The sequence below is a fragment of the Bacillus sp. FSL L8-0199 genome (assembly GCF_038005705.1).
GTDB lineage: Bacteria > Bacillota > Bacilli > Bacillales > Bacillaceae_G > Bacillus_A > Bacillus_A cereus.
In genome coordinates this window covers 242,670-263,336 of sequence record NZ_JBBOTS010000002.1, presented here as the reverse complement: position 1 = coordinate 263,336, position 20,667 = coordinate 242,670, and the positions used below count along the sequence as shown (strand labels likewise).

Genomic DNA, 20,667 nt, shown 5'->3' with positions numbered 1-20,667 from the left:
CTCTACTGTTTGCGAGTAAAACAAAATGAGGATTAATAAGATTTCACAAGAATTATTTTCCTAATTATTAAAAGAAAATTCTATGTCTTCCATACTCACTGGTTCTAATTCCTGAATTTCATTTTCTAATTGAACCTCAGCTAACAATATTTGTGGATTCTTAACCAAAATCTCTAAAATTTTCAAAAAGTCTTCTGCTACTTTCTGAATTGTGTCATTCTTAAATAAATACGTATTGTATTCAAACCTGAAAATAAATCTTTCATCTAATTCTTCCGTTTCTAAACTCAAATCAAATTTAGAAGTACCTCTATTAAATGGATACTTTTTGATTCTTAATCCATCCATACTAATCTCATGATTACTTACTTTCATATCAAACATAGTATTGAATAGTGGGTTTCCACTTTCAGATCTCTCAATATGAAGTTCATCTAGTAACTCTTCAAATGGATAATCTTGATTCTCATAAGCATCTAGAATGGAATCATTTAATTCTTCTAAATAATCTAAGAAAGTTTTTTCATTTTCAGGATAACTCCGAATGGCTAATGTATTCACAAACATCCCAACTAAGTTCTTCACGTCCGGGTGCCGCCTACCTGCAGTAGGAGTACCTACAACAAGATCCGTATTACCAGTATATTTTGATAAGAGAACATTATAAACACCGAATAATACTACATATAATGTTTTTTCCAATCTTGCAGCAATGGAGCGTAATGTTGAAGAGGTCTGTTTATCTAGTACTGTTGAAATTGTTTTCCCTTCAACTGTTAAACGGTTAGGCCTCGTAAAATCATATGGTAAATTTAATTGCAAAACTTTATTTTGAAAGACTTTTTTCCAATACATTTCTTGTCTATGCATTCTTTCTGTATTCAACAGATTTTCTTTCCAAAGAACATAATCTTTGTATTGCACCTCAAGCTTTGGTAATTCTGTATCATGATAAAATGCAATAAAATCACGAATCAGTATGTCTAATGAAATACCATCTGCAATGATATGATGCATATCAAATAACAATAGATACTCATTTTCTTCAAGGTTAATTAACTTAACTCGAAATAGCGGGGCTTTATTTAAATTAAAAGGCTTTATAAATTGTTCAATTAGTTTATCAATATCACAATAAGACCCCTTTTCTTCTATAATTTCAAATTTTTTGTTTTTGTGTATCACTTGAATGAGTTCACCATTTTTATAAGAGAAACTTGTTCTTAACGATTCATGTCTGTCCACAAGTCTCTGTAAACTCTCCCTGAACTTTTCTTTATTTAGCACTCCTTTAAGTAACAATACCTCTGATAGATTATAACTAGTGTCCATCTCATTTATCTGTTCTAAGATATACAAACTTTTTTGTGAAGAAGTAAGAGGATAATATTCTCTTTCTTTAGCAATTTCAATTTTGGCGTACTTCTCCCTATTATAATTTTGAAATAATATTTCTGCTTGTTCAATTATCGTTGGTGAATGGAATATATCTTTCAACGATAATTGAACACCAAATTCTTCATATATCTTAGAAATGATGGATACAGCTTTAAGAGAATGACCACCTAATTCAAAAAAGCTATCCGTAATTCCAATTTGTTGTGCATCTATATTAAGAAAATCAGCCCAGAGCTGTGTTAACCTTTGTTCAACATCATTCCTTGGTGCTACGTATTTTCTACTCTTCGTGATATCCTTCAACTGCACCAGGGCTTTGCGATCAACCTTCCCACTTGCATTAAATGGAATACTGTCTATACAAACGTACATAGAAGGCAACATATAATCTGGTAACATTTTAGATAGATAGTTTCGCAACTCCAAATTAGAGATGGGTTGATTTGCAATATAATACACATATAATTCATGACTACCATTTTCATCCTGTACTGGAATTACAACTGCATCCACTATTTCTTCATGTGAAATTAAGTTTGTTTCAATTTCCCCTATTTCCACACGATTTCCTCGTATTTTTACCTGATCATCAGTACGCCCTAAATATTCAATATTTCCATCAGGCAAATATCTCGCAATATCACCTGTTTGATACATTTTTGTTCCTGGAATAAATGGATTATCAATAAATTTTTCATCTGTTAATTCTTTTCGATTTAAATATCCTCTAGCAAGTCCAATTCCCGCTATATACAGCTCTCCTTCTACTCCAACAGGTTGTATTTGATAATGTTTATTCAAGATATAAAGAGACATATTTGATATAGGTTTTCCAATTGGAATAATAGATGTCGTAACATCATCACAATCATAATAAGAAACATCAATCGTTGCTTCAGTTGGTCCATATAAGTTCGTTAATCTCGTTCCAAACCGTTTATTTAAATATTCATAAAACACAGAAACATGAGTGTTCAATAATGCTTCTCCACTAGTAAATATTCTCCTCAAGTGACTAAAGTCATAATATCCTTTATAATTTTTTAGGTGTTCCAAAAACATAGTAAACATTGTTGGCACAAAATGCATAACAGTAATCTCATGCTTCTCAATTGCTTCACAAATCACTACTGGTTCTTTTTCACCATTTGGTGGAAGCATATATACTTTAGCGCCATATAAGGACCACCATAACAATTCCCATACAGATACATCAAAAGTAAACGGTGTTTTTTGCATAATAATATCAGCTTCTGTTAAAGGGTATTTACTCTGCATCCATTGAATCCTATTAATTAGAGATTGATGTTCAATCATTACTCCTTTAGGTTTACCAGTTGACCCCGAGGTGTAAATGACATATGCAAGACTATTAGGTTTTGTAACAAGATGAAGATTTTTGTTATCTAGTTGCTCAATTTTGCTATCATTCATATCTATAATTGATCCTGAAAATATAATATCTTGCTCCACAGAACCATTTGTTAATAAGATGTTTATTTTACTATCCTGAATGATGTAATTCATTCTTTCTAAAGGTAAATTCGGATTGATTGGTAAATAGGCTGCACCAGCTTTTAAAATCCCTAGTATTCCAACAATCATGTCGGATGATCGTTCTAGCATAATTCCAATAATACTCTCAGACGCTATACCATTTGACCGTAAATAGCGAGCAATTTGATTAGCTCTCTCATTTACTTCTTTATAAGTTAGGGAACGATGATTTTCAATTATCGCAACATTATTTGGCGTACGATTCACCTGTTCCTCAAATCGTTCATGATATCCTTTTGATATATCAATTAATTGTTGTGTGTTATTCCACTCATAAATTTGTTTATTTTGTTCCTCTTTGCTTAACAGTTGTATATCCGATAATAGTACAGTTGTTTCATTGGTAACTCGGTCAACAATTCCCATAAAATGCCTTTTCATTTTTTGTATTGTTTCACGATTAAACAGTTCTGTACTATATTCTATTTTCACTTCAAGCTCTTCCGTTTTTTCTTTCACCTCAAAACCCAAATCAAATTTTATATCTTTATTATTTACCTCAACAGGATGAATTGATAAATCTCCCACAGTTAGGGAATCAAATTTTGTATCTTGCATCGTAAACATAGTATTAAATAAAGGTGATTTACTTCTATCAAAAGGTAAATCAAGCATATTGATTAGATTTTCGAATGGATACTCCTGGTTTTCATATGCTTTTAGTAAATTATCTTTCACATGCCCTAAAAATTCTTCAAATTGCATCGTTGAATCTGGATAACTTCTTATAGCTAATGTATTTACAAACATTCCAATAACATCTTTAACTTCATTATTTTTCCTACCAATAACTGGAATGCCTGTCGTGATATCCTCTTGATCACTGTACTTAGCTAACAGGATATTGTAAATTGAAAAAACAACCATAAATAATGTTGCTTCCTGCTTTCTTGCAATCTCTTTTAATTTAGAAAGATATCCACGTTCTATCACGAATGTTAGATGGTCTCCTTCATATGAAGAAATGGATGGTCTTGCTCTATCTATTGGAAGATTTAATTCGGGTATCTCTTTTGAAAAAACATTTAACCAATAATCTTCCTGTTTCTTCATGGCATCTGAAAGTAAATATGTTTCTTGCCAATTAGAGAAATCTTTATATTGTACTTTAAGTGGTGACAAACTCTTACCTTCATATAACTGAATAAAATCTTCAATCAGAATTTTTATGGATGTACCGTCTGAGATAATATGATGCATATCAACAAATAACAACCATTTATCTTTTTGTACATGAATCAAGTACACACGAAGTAATGGTGCTTTCGATAGGTCAAATGGTTGAATCAACGAATGAATCAATTCTGTAGAGTCAAGGTTTTGTAACATTATTGATGTGACATGGAAATTTACATTACGATGAATTTCTTGTACTGTGATACCATCAACAATTCTAAAAGATGTTCGAAAAGCTTCATGCCTTTCAATGATTTTTTGGAAAATCTCATTTATTTGCTCTTCATTCACTTTACCATGGATTTCAAAAACGCCCGGCATATTATAATTTGTTGTATTGTTAGTTTGATTAATAATAAATAAGCGTTTTTGAGAGCTTGAAGCAGGATAATTACTTCTATACGCAACAGGCATTATTTTTCCTCGCTCTACAAGGGCTGAGGATTCTATATATTCTGATAATCGTTTAATCGTTGTATATTGAAATATATCTTTAATGTATAAATCGACCTGAAATTCTTTTTGTACACTAGTTACCAGCTCAATCGCTTTTAATGAGTGACCACCCAAATCAAGAAAATGATCGTTAATACCAATTTCCAAGAAGTTTTTATTAAAAATCCTTGCCCAAATCTTAGTTAATCTTATTTCAATGTCACTCCTTGGGGCTGTATAAACATTCTTCAATTGATTATTTGTATATGGAAGCGGTAAGTTTTTTTTGTCAACTTTACCATTTGGTGTTAACGGCATTTGATTCAGTGGAAAGAAATATGTTGGAATCATCGCACTTGGTAAATTGAACGTTAAGTACCCCCTGATTTCTTCCAATGAAACAGGTTCTTTGGCTATATAATATGCACAAAGATGTTGCTCTTCATTGTACTTTTTAACAACAACAACCGCCTCATCAATTTTTGGATGACTCATAATCTGATTTCGAATCTCTCCTAATTCCATTCGTATGCCATGAATTTTTACTTGATCATCATTTCTACCAATAATTTCCAGTTCTCCGTTAGGTAGCCATCTTGCTAAATCTCCTGATTTATACATTTTTTGGTTGGGTTTAAATGGATTCTCCACAAATTCAGATGATGAGACACCTTGATTTGAAAGGTACCCATTTGCGATTCCCTCACCTGATATACATAATTCACCAATCACTCCTATTGGTTGTAACTGTTCATTTTTATCGAGAATATATATTTCTTTGTTTGCAATTGGCTTCCCAACCGTTATCAGCTTAGGAGAAGCATCCATTTCTTTGACGGTTAACCATACAGTTGTTTCCGTTGGACCATAAATGTTATAAAGCTTCGCATTTGTTCTTTGTTTCAGCTTTTGAACTAGACTTTTTGTCAGCACCTCTCCGCCAACTAGTACCATTTGTAAATGATGCAAAGAATTATTATTTTCATCCTCTAGCAAAAGTTGTAAGCGTGACGGTGTAAGTTGGATAACATCCACTTCATGCTGTCGAATTAAATTCTTTGTTTTCTCCGGGTTTTTCCTTTGTTCTTCATCTGCAATAACAACTGTCATTCCTAAAGACAAAGGAAGAAAAGATTCCACTACAAATGGATCAAAAGACATAGAAGTAAGGGATAGAATTGTTTGATTTGACGAGAAATCTACTGTACGAGTAAATCCATGAATAAAATTATGTAAGGATTGATGGTCAATACTAATACCTTTTGGTCTCCCAGTCGATCCAGATGTATACATTATGTAAACAGCGTCATGAGCTTTCATTAAATTAGGTAAATTTTCTTCACTTTCTTGATCAATTCTCAAATCTGTAAGGTTTATTTTCCAACCATCAAATTCCACATTATGAATCTGCGAATTGATTAATAATAGTTTTATACAACTATTATTAATCATGTAATTAATTCTACCAGTTGGATAATTAGGATCAATTGGAATGTACGTCCCACCAGCTTTCATTATCCCAAAAATAGCGACCAACATTTCAATTGAGCGATCAACCATAACTCCGACACGTGTCAAAGGTTGGACACCTTTTTTTTGCAATAAACGTGCAAGCTGATTTGCCCGATTATTCAATTGTTGATAAGTTAGTTTTTGATGACCAAACACAACCGCAGTCTTGTTTGGTGTTTTGGTTACTTGTTCTTCAAATAACTGATGAATCGTTTTTGTTCTATCATATTCTGACTTCTCACCACTAAACGCCATTAACAACTGGTACTTTTCATCCGTTGAAATTACTTCTAATTCAGATATTCCTTCATCACCATAAGCAAATAAATTCATGATGATTTGAACAATCCTACTAAAATGATTTTCAATTTCCGTTTCCGTAAATAATTCTGTTAAATAATCAAAATCAAGCATCAACTCATTTTTTTCTTCACGATCACTGATATGAATACTTAACGAATTAATCTCATGTCCTGAAAAATGCCATTCTGTTTCATATTTTCCTTTTATTGCTTCGTTTTTATCGAGATGCAATTTTGAATTTTGATAGGTTAAGGATATATCAAATAATCGTTCAGTATGATTATATTTATCTCTTAATTTTCTAGTTAGTAAATCAAACGGATACTGCTGTCTTCGTAACAATGATATTTGCTTACGGCTTGTTTGTTTCATAAATTCCATAATTGTGATATCATCATTCAACTTCACCTTAAACGGCATGGTACTGACAAACATACCAAATGTTTTACGTTCCTTCGGATTAACTCTATTGAGAATAGTTGTACCTAAGACAAAATGATTTTGATCAGTTATCCTTTTTAGATAAATCGATAGAATCGATAGAAAAAATGTAAAAACAGATATCTCATGTATCTTACAAAATTGATATATTTCTGACGTAATCTCAGAAGATAAATTGAAGGTTCTTCGCTTTGCATTCGTACCTCTAAATGCTATATTTCCTTCTTTTAATCTTATTGGCTTAGGTATATCACGAAGTTCCTCCAACCAAAATTTCTCATCTTCTATAAATCGTTTGGAACATTTATAATTATTTTCACGGGTGATAAAATCCATGTAAGAATGATCTTTGTTCATACTCACTTCTAGACCATTGCATAGATCCATATAATCTTTCATAATTTTATCTCCCATTAAATGAATAGACCAAGCATCCGAAATAATATGATGAATTTTGACCATCAATCCACTTTCATTGCTACCATTTTTAAAAGTTATAAATTCAAATAAATCAGAACCCAATAAATTAAACGGTTTACTAGTTTCTTGAGCAATCCATTCATCAAACGTTTTATTATTTTGTTGCAAATCAACAATTCGAATTTTTTTCTCATGATAAGGTGAAATATACTGTTTTACTCCATCATCATTTTCTACTAACCGAATCCGGATAGCGTCATTTTTAAGTATAAATAGATTGATAGCTTGTTCAAATTTATTAAAATCCAATAAACCTTTGATTTTAATTGTTCCAATTAAGTTTGATATCGGAGAATGTTGAACAAACTTTTCAGTTTCCCAAACCCTTTTTTGTGGGTGTGTCAAAGGATATCTCTGTTTAGACACAAAATCCCCTCCCTTTATCAAAATGGTTAATTACTTTCTCTCCATTTAATAAATTTAATAATTAGCAAAATTGAAAATAAACTAAACACAATTAACACGATTAAATCCTGTATAACGGCGGTAGACCAAATACCTTGAAATAGTAGTCGAAGTGCTTCTGACAAATATGTTGTCGGTAATACATATGAAATATACTGTATAATCGAAGGTAGTGATTCAATTTCTACCATTACAGGACTCATAAAAGTAATAAACATCATTGCAACTTGTCCACAAATAGCTGCAACCTGTGGAGTTCTTGACCAAAAACCAATCAAAACTCCGACACCAACGCAACTTAGTATACCAAAAAGTATGACTGGGATTATTCCAATATGAAATTGGAGTGTAATGCCATACATTGATTGGCCAACAATTGCCAAGATGATAATAGAAGGTATAGCAGATAAAACGCCCTTTAATAAAACAGATAAAATAAACGTTATTCTAGAAATAGGTAAAGAAGCATAATAAATAAAATGTCCCTGATTTTTTTCATGGGAAATATCCTGTGCTACACTGGTTAAGCCCATAAGGACAATTGCAAACACAATGTTACCAACGATGATTCTCGTAATTGTCTCTAAAGAAGCATCCTCATTAAAAACTTTTAGAAAAAATAGTGATGTAAAAGGAAACATGGATGCCATAAACACAATCAAATACCAAGTATCCCTAATAATTCCCCATTGAATTCGTGCTAATATATAAAAATCAACAAAATGTTTCACAAACTTTTTGAATACTTTTGTCTTTTTATTTGGAATTTCGTAAGCATGAGATTTCGTATTCATATTAGTCTCTTCCCTCATAATGTAAATAAACATCTTCAAGGCTTGGTGGTATAATTCGATACTCTTCACACCTTACTACTTCTAAATATTGAATAATTTCACCTATAACACTTTTTAATTTTTCATTTGGAATCAACACTCTAAAACGATTTTCAGTTAGGATTTGTATCTCCCCATATTTCGACATATTTGTTTTCAGTTTATCTCCTTCCTCCAACATAGAGGATATTTCTAACTTATATCGTTGATCTACACTCTGCTTTAATCGCCCTACATAATCAACAGCGATCACTTTACCACGATTAATAACAGCGATACGATCAACTATTTTTTCCGCTTCTAGTAGGTTGTGTGTTACTAAAATAATGGTTGTACCTTCCTCACGATTCTTTTTTTGAAGCAAGTTCCATACTATATTTCGCTTAACCGGATCTAAATCATTAGTTGGCTCATCTAATATGAGTATTGGTAGTTTACCTGTAAGGCAAGTAGCAAAACCAACCATTCTTCTTTGACCACCAGATAAATTTTTCACATACATATTCCGTAATTTAGTTAAGTCCAATAGTTCTAGCAGTTCCTCAGTTTCATTTCTGGCCTCCTGATTTTTAACACCTCTTAGCATGGCAGTAAAATAAATTGCCTCATAAACCTTTAATTTATGTAAGGCAAATGTTTCTTGAGAATAATATGCTACATTGTTCATTACATAATAACTATCTTGTAAAACATCTTGACCATATAAATAAATCTTTCCTTTAGTTGGTTTTAATTGTCCTACCATTTGTTTAATTAGAGTTGATTTACCTGCACCATTTGGCCCTAGTAATCCAAAAATCTCCCCTTGGTGTATCGTAAAAGAAACATCAGAATTGGCAACTTTCTTTCCTTTTTTAAATTCCTTATAAATAGAATCAACACGATAAACTTCTTTTTTTAATTGCACTTCTTATACCACGCTATTCGCTAATTCTTCATTTATAATTCTAACAATATTATTATCCTCATCCATTATTGCTATATGTGAGCGAAATTTACCTAACTCATCTTGATGAACTTGAGCATAAGATATTATTATTACTACATCCCCTTTTTGCACAAGTCTTGCTGCAGCACCATTTAAGCATATATCTTTTTCCCCAGGTGGCCCAGGAATAACATAAGTTTCAAAACGTGCTCCATTATTATTATTTACGATTTGTACTTTTTCATTAGGTAAAATCCCCAGTGCATCAATAATTTCACGATCTATGGTGATACTTCCAACGTAATTAAGATTTGATTCGGTTACACGTGCACAATGAATTTTTGATTGCATAAACGTTCTATACATATTTACTCTCCAATCTTTTTATTTGATTTTTCCTTTTTGGAAATTTCTTAGTTTACTAGTTATCTAACTTCATAAAAGCAAGACTATACTTATTTTTATTGAATACAAATACATTACATTCAAATCTTTTTTTCTAAAAGTTCCAATGCTGCCCATATCTAATTCCGTATTTTTCTACAAGTGGTTTTCAGTTGATTATATATTTATTTTAGATTATAAAAATAAACGGATAAAATACACCTTCTATTTTCTCATTTTCTCTTAAATATGTCATTTGTCGGAGTAAGTTGATCCATTTACCCTCCTTTCTTTCTATAAAACTAACAGCCTAACCTATTTATTAATATAGCAAATCTCTTTCACTGAAATATTCAGCATACATTAAAGTATCCTCTATCGTTTAACCTCTTTAAAAAAATACGCCATGGAACTGAGACCCTTTCCCTACATACTCCCAAATGATAAAGTTATAATATAAAATTGAATATGGTAGTTGAAATACAAATCGTGATATTTTCCAATGCTTTTTTTATTAAAAAGTCATTTGTAAAATACTAAATCTTAAGAAAGAGACTACATATTCATGTTCTCATCCTCAATTATCTTTTAGACTTATACCAACCATAAAGTGTCACTGCTATAATCCTTTTTTAAAAAAATTATAATGTCACTATTAACAATAACTACAAACTATATATTCCCATATAAAGTATTAATTATCCATTATTTCTAAACGAAGGAAAAACTTAATATTCACTCTAAATTAAACATACAAAATAGTGTAATCTGTCTGAATTTAACCACATGAATGATTATACCAAAATTTACTAGTAAATATCCAGCTAATATCCAATTTTTAAAAACTTTTTATTCCGACAATAAACGACAAAATCTACAATTGAAGAATGTATCATATTCTATCCATTTAGCCTTTTGGTAAATTTAGATATCTATTAAAAGTATTTTCACACTTAAAGTTACCAAAATAGAAGAAGCTTTTATAATATAAAGGAGAAAACATTCGATTGAAATTAACCAACAGTTAATATACAAAGCTATTAATACGAGAAGTGGACCAAATACTATGAATCTCCCCTTAACCTTATAAACTGATAAAGAACGACCTAATTTAGCTTTAAAATAAAGTTTGATTAAAAATATTGGATGTAGCCTTATTTTGTGGAAAATGAAAAACAGCCATTTCGATCAATCTTTGTTCAAAATGGCTGTCTCTATTTTAATTGTTAATTTGATTTTCATAAAAAAAGATTGATTAAAACTTTTTCTCAAACATTGATCCAAAAGAATTTTTATTAAAATACATGCCATCCTTTTTACACAGTTCTGTTGCAAAGTTTCTTAACAGAGAAAAAGTTAGTATGATTGCAGATGGATTTTATGAAATCGTTAGTAATTGTTGTAATTCATTATACGTCGAAAAAGCGAAGTTTGGTTGTTGCAAACTTCGTTTTCGTTTATATATAGCATGAATGGTTTCAATACCTTTCAAAGTACGTGAAGCATAACGAATGTTTTGGGATCCAGAAGATTTGGTAAAGCGACGTTTTATATGTCGATGATCCTGTTCAATCAGGTTATTAAGATACTTAACGGTGCAATGTTTTGTACGCTTATAAAGGTCGTTCTTTTTCAGTTTTTTGAACGCACAAAATAAGGCTGAAGCCCTGTCTGTTGTGAGAACTGTTGTTTCTCCAAAATCTTTGATCAATCGCTTCATAAACGTATAAGTAGCTTAGTGATCGCGTGTTTTACTAAGTTGGAGATCCAAAGTATATCTATTTCCATACGTTAAAGTCAATTCAGCCCGACAACTATTTATTTACTAGTTTCACAAAATCCTTTGGTTCTCCTTTTAACTTGTAATACTTCATGTTAAGACGAATAGCTACTATGGAGATTACTAAAAACCCTATTACATATAACATCTCTCTTTCTCCATTTCTTATTGTTTAGCAAACTTATTCTGTAAATACTTCACATGTTTATTCTTAATATCCTTATCGGTAATATTGGCTCGCAAAATAGTTTGGTAGATATGCTCGACCTCGTCCTTTGTTAGTTTCACATCAATATAGGATTCGACACATTTTTTTAGATCGTTATAATATAGGACATGTTTATGTTTAGAATGAACATTTACTCTTTTTAGACTGCATTTTGAATGAAACGCTGCAATAGAAATACACGGCAGCTGTTGTTCCATCACCCATTCAATTGCTTTCATGTGTTTATAGTTTTGTCGAAATGGATTTTGAAAAGAGTGTTTCTTTCTAAAAATACCTTGTGTCCATCTTGCTGCCTTCTCACTTCCATAGATCCAGCCCTCATAGTTCTTCGTCTCTATAACAAATATACCTGTTTCCGCGATTATAATATGGTCAATTTGAGTTGTATCACCATACTCTGTATGAACCGTCACATCATGTAACACCCAATACCTTTCGTGATCTAATTTGCTTAATATACGTTTTACCATCTTTTCTCCGGCTTTCCCTTTCCATTTTGGTGCATGTTTTTGACCATAATATTAATCGGTATCAGAAGCACAATTAGAATTAATTCAAATATTAGTACTTTCATAATATAAGCCTTCCTTTCTTGTGTTTCTACGCATTAAACGATATACATGAGTTTCTAATCCTAAAATATAATATGAGATACATAAACCTTTTATCACCATCTCTATGAATCCTAATCCTAATGAAACAATGAGTCCGCCCCGAAATTGAAACGGTCTTGTCACCCTCCGATTCACTGGCTTTTCAATTACTCCAAAATTAGCCCAAGTTGGCAAACGCTTTTCTACATTCTTTATAGTGCCCATTAATCCGTATTTTAATGACAAAATGAAACATCCAATTAGTAAATATACAATAGAAGAAAAATAGATAGATAGGCCCATAGTGATAATTGTGAGCAGCCAACCTATCAAGATAGAATTTCGTAAAGCGGCATATTCTTGATTTCTTTTCAAAACAAGCAATCCTTTCAAAATAAATTAAGTCATTTTTAAACACGAGAAATACTTTTCTAAGTAAAATATTATTTTAGTTTCTATCTTCCTCGTCTGTTTTGTATGCATAACAGCTCTAATACAAGGAGTGTTCATTCTACAAAAGGAAATCCTTTACAACAAAAAACAATTAAAATTGAACGAATTATCCCCTATATCAGAGGAAATATTTGCAAAATACGAAAGGAAAAATCAGATGGGTTGATAAAAGGTACTGAATGTTCATTCAGTACCTTTTATATCTATATATATTTCTTTACATATTCGCAAATAACCATGGAGCCAGTACGGCTAACATACATAGTAAACAAGATCCCGTTATAACGCGATTAGACCAACGATAATACTCAGGTTGTTTTGTACTCTCATGAATTCTTCGTAAACGAATTCCTGCAATTAACATAAAGGGTGTAAAAATAAGTGCTGTTGATTTAAACAGGTCTAAAAAATCCGTAAAAATGTTCATAAACGAAAATACATCCGAACTAAATAAGAAATATACACTTAATCTCATCGCCATCATACTAACGAACGAGAAAATCATACTCCCTGTTGCCCATTTCATCCATTGACCATTCTTTGTAATTAACGCCATAACCATGACAATAACACCTAATATGAAAGAGATAGAAAAGATATTTACCCCTACTTTAAAAGCTGGTGCATACATACCCTCAACTTTTTGTATAATTGATGACCCAAATGAATCGTCTTTCTCTGTCGTTTTTGTTCGATTGTTTAATCCTTCGTTAAAAGATGAAGAAACATCATTTCCTTTCAATTCATTAAAATCCACTTTTACAGATGCATGAGCTGTATGTAAAGGTATGAGTACTAGGATCATAAAAACAAATGTACATAAAACTCCAATCATCCCTTTTTCTCGCTTCACAACACATCACCCGCTAATTTTGGCTTAATGCTCTTTAATTTGATTTCATTTCCTTCTGCAACATAACGGAGATCTGCGGAATAATAGATATTGGCTTTTGTATATGCCCTCATAATCGCATTTGCAATTTCTTCTTTTTCTACTGCTACATATGTTTCATTTTCATTATAAAACTCTATTTCAATTCGATTAATATTATTATTTAATACTGTTATATGTAACTCTTTTAAGCTATTCAAACGATTTCCTAAACCACACACTAGCTTAAATACCTTACTCGCAAGTGTAGGTGGCTTAACATACGTCGTATTAAAATGAATCGTTTCATCATCTATAACACCATCTTCCTCAACTGCGCACGTCATAATGAAAGAATGATTTTGTTTTTCAATTTCTTGTTGATTTAACTTGCGATCAATGACATATTTCAGACTTGTTGATAGATTTTCTATATATTCATCCAGTTCAGCATTTGAAATTTTAACCTCTGAGAATTCTGGGAAAATCATGTAAGCGTGCATATTAGAACTACTTTTACTTACACGTAATACCTGTACCTGTTTCTTTTCATAGCGCACCGTTTGTTCCAATTTTTTTACTACATTGTTGCTTATATGATCTATTATCATATTTCATCAGCCTCCAGTAATTTTAATAAAATAATTTTTACAATCTCATGTATATAAAGCATTGCAATATTTTGCTGAGGTCTCGAAACTCATATTTTATGACTAATAATCACTTTAATCTTAAAACATCTTAATATCACAATGACGTACAGTGTTTCATTATAGTCGAATATTCTTATATGTTGAATCGTTCTGTTTCACTCATTTTCATAAAAATAAAAGGCTATTTTATCCTTATACAAATGAGTGAGAACATACTGTATTTCATGCTATTTATCTAAGAAAATTTAACTGGGAAATGGATGTTATACACTCCCTAGTCATCTATTATTTGATTCAACTAATGTATAGAAATTAGGTGGATTCACCTCAAATTTTATATACATTTATATATTTTCTGGTATTATCCCTCCTTCTATATAAATCCGATAACACTTCTTATTAGATATCTTTATAAATAATGTTAGTCCTTGTTCTCTTTCTGTCACTTTTGCAGTCCACTTTAACGCTTGTGCCTCTTCTACTTCTGATTTTCACTATTTACAAAAAGCACAATTGTTCAAGTTCTAGAAATGTCATTCATGTTCTCACTTAGCATTTACTTCTCCATCCAAATTCTTTTAGACCGATGTAACAAATAAATTGTAAACACTGACAGACCCTTTTCTAATGTAATTTCCATTGTGAGAGTAGTAATACGCTCTTACTCTTTACTAATCATTCTGCATTCCCTTGGTCAGCAAGAAACAAGACGTTTCACCAATACATTTCCCCTTTCAATTATGCAAATGAATCGTACTTAAACTAGCCCTTTATGAATTTGTTTTTTCCTTTTTCTTCTATGTATTGAAATTAAATAAAATTTTTCCGCTAAATCATTTTTATATGCATAATTATTCCTACCAGATTTCTAATTGCAATAAAAAAGGAAGCTCCAAGTATACATATCACTTAGTTCTTCCTTTTCCCCTGTATAAACTACCATCACATGATTTATATCGTAGTTCTTCATTTGTACTCCCTAATAACTTATCTATATCAATCAATATATCATCGGGCTCTTTAGATTACTCTTTTAGATCAACTAATACTATTCAAACATTATTTTATATCTTTTTGTTATGAATCATAAATAATCCCACCTGCAACTTGAAAACAACATCAAAAGGACTTCTTCAAGTCGATTAAAAATGTGCATAACAAAATAAGCTATATATGCACTAATCGGCTCAAAGAAGCCCTTTCAAAATTGAAACAAGAACACAACTTGCTTCTGCAACTCAACCACAACACATAAGGCGTGGGAATAAACGGAATTCAACAAATAACAATATACCTATATATTATACAATTTAGATTTTTGTATCAAGAATTTTTTTATTATCTTTAGTCATTTGTCAGATGTTATACAATCAATAGCATTATCTAATAAGTTAATTCCAAGATCAAATATTATAATATTAATAGTAATCACCAGTGAAGTTTTACTAATAATGATAAATAAAAGACGCCAACTAGCGTCTTTTATTTACTCTTCCATATTTTGATTTTTCAATAATTCAAATTCCTATCTATGAAATATACTCCTCGTACCATTTAGCTTTTTTAGTTTACACTTTACACTCTTTTTCTTCATCTCACTCTTGTATTTCTTCGTACATACGCTGTCTTTCTTTGTTAAGAGCTCTAACTTGATCGTAATCGTAATCAACCGATCCCCTTTCTTCTGTTCTACGTTGTATTTCTTCGTAAATACGCTGTTGCTCCTTGTAAGCTGCATCCCCCTGATCGTAATCAATTAATTCCTGTTCTTCGCCCCTAATTTGTCTTTTTCGCTCTTCTCTCTTTTGTTGTAGTTGATATCTTCTATATGCCTTCTTATCAGTAATTTTTTCACAGTCGTGCGCTAGCTCCTTCGTTTCGTCATGTCCATGTCCGCAAAAATCGTTTGGAATTATAGCACTAGATTTCTTAACAGATTCAGGATTAGGGTCTTCATGTTCTTTGCTAGCCTTCTCATCTTTAACTGCAGTATTGCTAAGACCATTTTGCTCTTTGTTCGTTACATTTCTATTAGAATCAAACTTTATAGTCATCGAACCGTGTCCACCGTGACCTAAATATATATAGATAGAGAACAATTTAGTTGTTTCGCTGGATCCAGGCTTTCCTGCTATCTCTATGACTTTGTCCGCAGGCATTCCAACCTTGATTTGATTATACTGTTCTAGTGATACTGTTGATGCGTCCTCATGTACATCTTTATAATGCGGATATTTGTCATTAATTTCCTCATCTTTATTCTTAGATTCCTCCACTTGTTGTAGCTTTTTTTTCTTCTTAGGTTCTTCTGTATCCTCTTTGACCTTAGGCAGAGTGGACTTCTTCTCTACAATCTTAGGGGGATTAGACTTCTCCTCTTCGACCTTTGCGACTTCTATAGAGTCTTGTTCCTTATATGGCTTGTAATCCCCAACTTCCTTTGCAGAGCAGGCACTGAAAATTGATACAGACGTTGCACTTAATACAAGTAATTTCTTTAATAATTTCGTATTAAATTTCATAATATTATTCCCCCGTTACATATATTAAATTACCCCTCATGCTTCCTCCTATAAACGTTATCCTTTTCCTTCGTACATAGACTCACATATAACTTTGCGTAAGCCTCTTCGATATTCATTACAAATCACTTTTTGGCTGTAGTACTTGTACACCCCTATAACATTTCAAGTTGATTAGTGTAACCCACAAGTCAGCATCTTTCTCATTATTCGCACTCTATTTCTATCAAATGTCTTAATTACGTATCTTATGCTGCGGAAAGAATTGTATATTAAATGTACTTCGTTATTTACCTTACTCCATTAATCAACGGCTAAGCGTTAAATTAGTGATATGTAAATTTTTATCTTTCTATTATATAAATTTATGTATATATAATTATTATAATATTATTTTAGCAAATATTGTTAATCCATTCAACGTTGATTTATAGGTGTTAAAAAACGAATAAGTGGAATTCTTAACGAATAGAGATGAAATTTCGCTTGCTAATTCACGTAATTTTCACACATTAAAACACTGCATGTTAATATTTGTTATATAATGAAACCAAGCCTTAAGTAAGATAGTTTCCCTGTTACGAGTAATGAGATAGTTTGTTTCACCTTTTTATATTATCTAAAAAAGAACTTGTAGTGATGCCTACAAGTTCTTTTTGCATTTTTTATCATTTTAACCAAGGAGACACCTACCAAAATGAAGGTGAATCAAATGATGATTAATAAAGCCTATAAATTTTGAATCTACCCACATCTAGCACGAGCAATTCTAGGCAACAAAGTTAATGTTATCTCTTTTCTATCAAGCGAAGGTTTTATAGTACCCTCAGAACGAAATTTTGTGCTAACTTTTACCCATCCAGCTCATTTTTTCGTTTTAAAATATTTCAAAATATGGGCTGGATGGGTACGTATAGTGACCTCCACTTAATTATCAGAAAAACCTTAGCCTCTAATTGCATACACGCTAATTACGATGCTTTCCCAATTCCAGCACCATAATGAATCTCTCTTTCTCCTCTTTTCATCAGTATTGATAGGTAATAAAGGGGCCAGTCACAAAAACAGGTTGTGAAGAAAGTCTTCTTCACAACCTGAGTGTAAGTTATATATCCAAATATGACCTGTTCTTTTAAGTATTTAGTCTTTTATAATCTGTTATAATCGATATAACTAGAGTCATAATAAATCCACTGACCTGTTCCAATTCTTAGCCAACCATTCTTTTCTTCATATACTGTAACTTTTTCGCCTTTACTTGTCTTTCTAACAATAGAATAGTTTGTACCTGACCCGCTTCGAACATTTACCCCAATACCATTAATTTGAGCCGTTCCAACTACCTTTTCAACACTGCCATTTTCAATTACTTGTAGCATATTTAGAATGAATGTTGCTGTTTCACCACGAGTTGTTGTTCCTTTAGGGTCGTATTGATTTTCACCCTTACCTTTGACAATACCTAAGCCATACAATCTTTGTACATCTTCTTTATAGCTAATTTGGTCTTTGTCTGAGAATGGTAGGTTTACAACTGGTCCCCATATACCTTTATACTGTAAAGCCTTGTTTACAATAATTGCTGATTCTTCTCTTGTAATAGGTGTGTTTGGGTCAAAATAACCATCTCCTCTACCTTGAATGATACCTGCACTTGCAGTACGTTTAATACCATCTCGTAAAGTTGAATTTGCATCGTTTAGGTCTTTAAATGAAGCATCTCCAGCTGGCAGGTTTAGAGATTTAGAGATTAATTGAGCAAATTCGGCTCTTGTTATCGCTCTATTGGGTGCGAAAACTCCGTTTCCTTCCCCTATCATAATACCCCTTCTATTTAACTCTCGAATAGCTTCTTCATACCAACCTCCTGTAATGTCATCTTTTGGTTGATAAAGATTATTATAATATCCCTCAACGCTATTTACGAATACATCCCATTGCCCATTATTAATCATGTTAGCAGGGCAGATTTTACCGCTCCATTTTTGGTGTTTTACAATGTTATTTAACGGTACACCAGTTTCTTTCATTAAATAAGCTACAAGTTTCTTAGCGTTATCTACTGCTTTACTGTAGTTTCCGTCACTGTTAACTGCGATTTCAATTGCAATAGATTCTCTATTACCTGGACCATCACCGTCTCCTGCGTGCCATCCGTTCTCGTTTAATGGTAGATGTTGATAAATCTCTTTATCGTCTACTGTAAAATGCCACGATGCAGCTCGTTCCGTGTTACCTACTGCTTGGTTATATAGGTATTGAGCATGGTTTCTAGCACCTGCTCCTACACTTGTATTATCAGTCTCATGAATTGTAATATACTTTGGACTCATGTAGTTTTGAGGGCGAATATTATCGTTACCTGTTGGAACAATCCATTCAGTGAATGGAACACCGTTTATTGTACTAGAGGTGCTAGGTGATATGGGAGACAGACTACGTTTTGTTCTGTTTGAATTGTTAGGAACAGTTAATGTGCCTGTTTCTTCATGAATATCCTCTGAGCGTTGAAGACTATCTGCTTTCTTATTGTCGACAGTACCTCCACCACGTCCGTCTACCTCTTCAAAACTAGCTTCAATACTTTTTAAAGCCTGTTCATCTGTTGTTTGAATTTGGTCTGTGTTCTCTTGCACTTGAAGGCTTGTAGATTGGTTATTGTTTACTGATTGTTGTTCCTCTGCAAACGATACCAATGGTGAAGATAATACCGTTAATCCTGCCGTGAATGCTACTACTTTTTTATTAAATTTAATGTTCATTTCTAATTTGGTATACCTCACTATTTTAATAGATATACCTTCCTCCTTGTACTTCTTTTAGTGTGAATGTTAGTTTAAATAATGGTAGCCTGAACCTTCAAAATGACGGATTGATTTTACATTTCATATGTCAAACCGACATCTATAAGTCCTACATGAAATGTCAGTACTTTAGAATTATAACACAGCACGGTTGCAATAATTCCAAGACTCTTGCAAGTAATCTCCTAATCTTCGACATGCTGATACGATGACTCTAAAAAAGGACATTATCAGTATGAAAAAGGGAAATTTGTTTAAATGGGGCATTATCACAGCGCTATCAAGCTAAAGTTTTATACCACCCATAAAGCAAAAAAATGTTATCCTTTCTGTAGAATTATAGGAAGGGATAGCATTTCTTTATGAATCTTTAAATGCTTACGTTTACTGAAGAATTACAGCGGCATATGCCTCCCCAGGTTCTATAAAGGACGAAGCACTTGATTATCAACATGATTGATCGCATCTAGTTTCTCAGGATAACATTTTAAGAGTTCCTATTTCAAATGGTGAAGATTACACTATAGATGATAAATTTACAACTTCACTCTTATTATTCATCTGCATAGTTTATCATAATGGAATAGCATTCAAAAAATTCCCTAACAATATAAATCACCCTCTCCAATTCCTTGAATCTGAGCAATCGGTACATCCTTACTGGTCTTTTTGTTTTTATCGTCACCCTTTCAAATCATCTTCATATGTTGTATATAGATATCTCCTTTCGAATTGACAATGATGCCTCTTTCAAGTCCTTAATGGTACGCCTTACAAAGAGCACTTTTGAAAAGTGCTCTTTGTACTTTGTAATACACTCAATCTATAATAAAGTAATTTTAATGTATGAATAATTTACACCTGCCTCTTTGTATGAATTGTAATTATTTGTACACACTATAATTGGAAG

9 protein-coding genes and 2 pseudogenes are annotated in these 20,667 nt (G+C 32.0%); all 11 read right to left on the bottom strand.

Annotation, left to right across the window (positions count from 1 at the left end; all coding sequences use genetic code 11):
• Nucleotides 1–60 precede the first annotated feature (60 nt).
• Nucleotides 61–7,668 carry a non-ribosomal peptide synthetase gene (locus NST86_RS29145; protein ID WP_061664671.1) on the bottom strand — a complete coding sequence of 2,536 codons (7,608 nt, stop codon included), beginning with the start codon at nucleotides 7,666–7,668 and terminating at the stop codon, nucleotides 61–63.
• 26 nt (nucleotides 7,669–7,694) lie between these two features.
• The gene (locus NST86_RS29140) at nucleotides 7,695–8,501 is read right to left on the bottom strand and encodes an ABC transporter permease (RefSeq protein ID WP_061664669.1); all 807 of its coding nucleotides are present in this window, start codon (nucleotides 8,499–8,501) and stop codon (nucleotides 7,695–7,697) included.
• Between the two features lies 1 nt (nucleotide 8,502).
• Nucleotides 8,503–9,447: an ABC transporter ATP-binding protein gene (locus NST86_RS29135; RefSeq protein ID WP_061664667.1), complete on the bottom strand. Its 945-nt coding sequence runs from the start codon at nucleotides 9,445–9,447 to the stop codon at nucleotides 8,503–8,505.
• 3 nt (nucleotides 9,448–9,450) lie between these two features.
• Nucleotides 9,451–9,834 carry an aspartate 1-decarboxylase gene (gene panD / locus NST86_RS29130; protein WP_061664666.1) on the bottom strand — a complete coding sequence of 128 codons (384 nt, stop codon included), beginning with the start codon at nucleotides 9,832–9,834 and terminating at the stop codon, nucleotides 9,451–9,453.
• Nucleotides 9,835–11,230: 1,396 nt separating this feature from the next.
• Nucleotides 11,231–11,629, bottom strand: a pseudogene (locus NST86_RS29125) (DDE-type integrase/transposase/recombinase); the annotation flags it as partial.
• A gap of 168 nt (nucleotides 11,630–11,797) precedes the next feature.
• Nucleotides 11,798–12,435 (bottom strand): annotated as a pseudogene (locus NST86_RS29120) (nuclease-related domain-containing protein).
• Nucleotides 12,416–12,829 (bottom strand): hypothetical protein, encoded by a 414-nt coding sequence (locus NST86_RS29115; RefSeq protein ID WP_061664664.1) that lies wholly within the window; start codon nucleotides 12,827–12,829, stop codon nucleotides 12,416–12,418. Before NST86_RS29115 ends, NST86_RS29120 begins: the two are co-directional and overlap by 20 nt.
• Before the next feature lie 295 nt (nucleotides 12,830–13,124).
• The gene (locus tag NST86_RS29110) at nucleotides 13,125–13,760 is read right to left on the bottom strand and encodes a hypothetical protein (RefSeq protein ID WP_140159070.1); all 636 of its coding nucleotides are present in this window, start codon (nucleotides 13,758–13,760) and stop codon (nucleotides 13,125–13,127) included.
• Complete coding sequence (locus NST86_RS29105; RefSeq protein ID WP_061664661.1) at nucleotides 13,757–14,389, bottom strand: hypothetical protein; 633 nt, start codon at nucleotides 14,387–14,389, stop codon at nucleotides 13,757–13,759. The genes NST86_RS29110 and NST86_RS29105 overlap by 4 nt, the downstream gene beginning before the upstream one ends.
• Before the next feature lie 1,637 nt (nucleotides 14,390–16,026).
• Nucleotides 16,027–16,953 (bottom strand): hypothetical protein, encoded by a 927-nt coding sequence (locus NST86_RS29100; RefSeq protein WP_061664659.1) that lies wholly within the window; start codon nucleotides 16,951–16,953, stop codon nucleotides 16,027–16,029.
• Between the two features lie 1,148 nt (nucleotides 16,954–18,101).
• Nucleotides 18,102–19,715 carry an S-layer homology domain-containing protein gene (locus tag NST86_RS29095; protein WP_061664673.1) on the bottom strand — a complete coding sequence of 538 codons (1,614 nt, stop codon included), beginning with the start codon at nucleotides 19,713–19,715 and terminating at the stop codon, nucleotides 18,102–18,104.
• Between the last annotated feature and the right edge of the window lie 952 nt (nucleotides 19,716–20,667).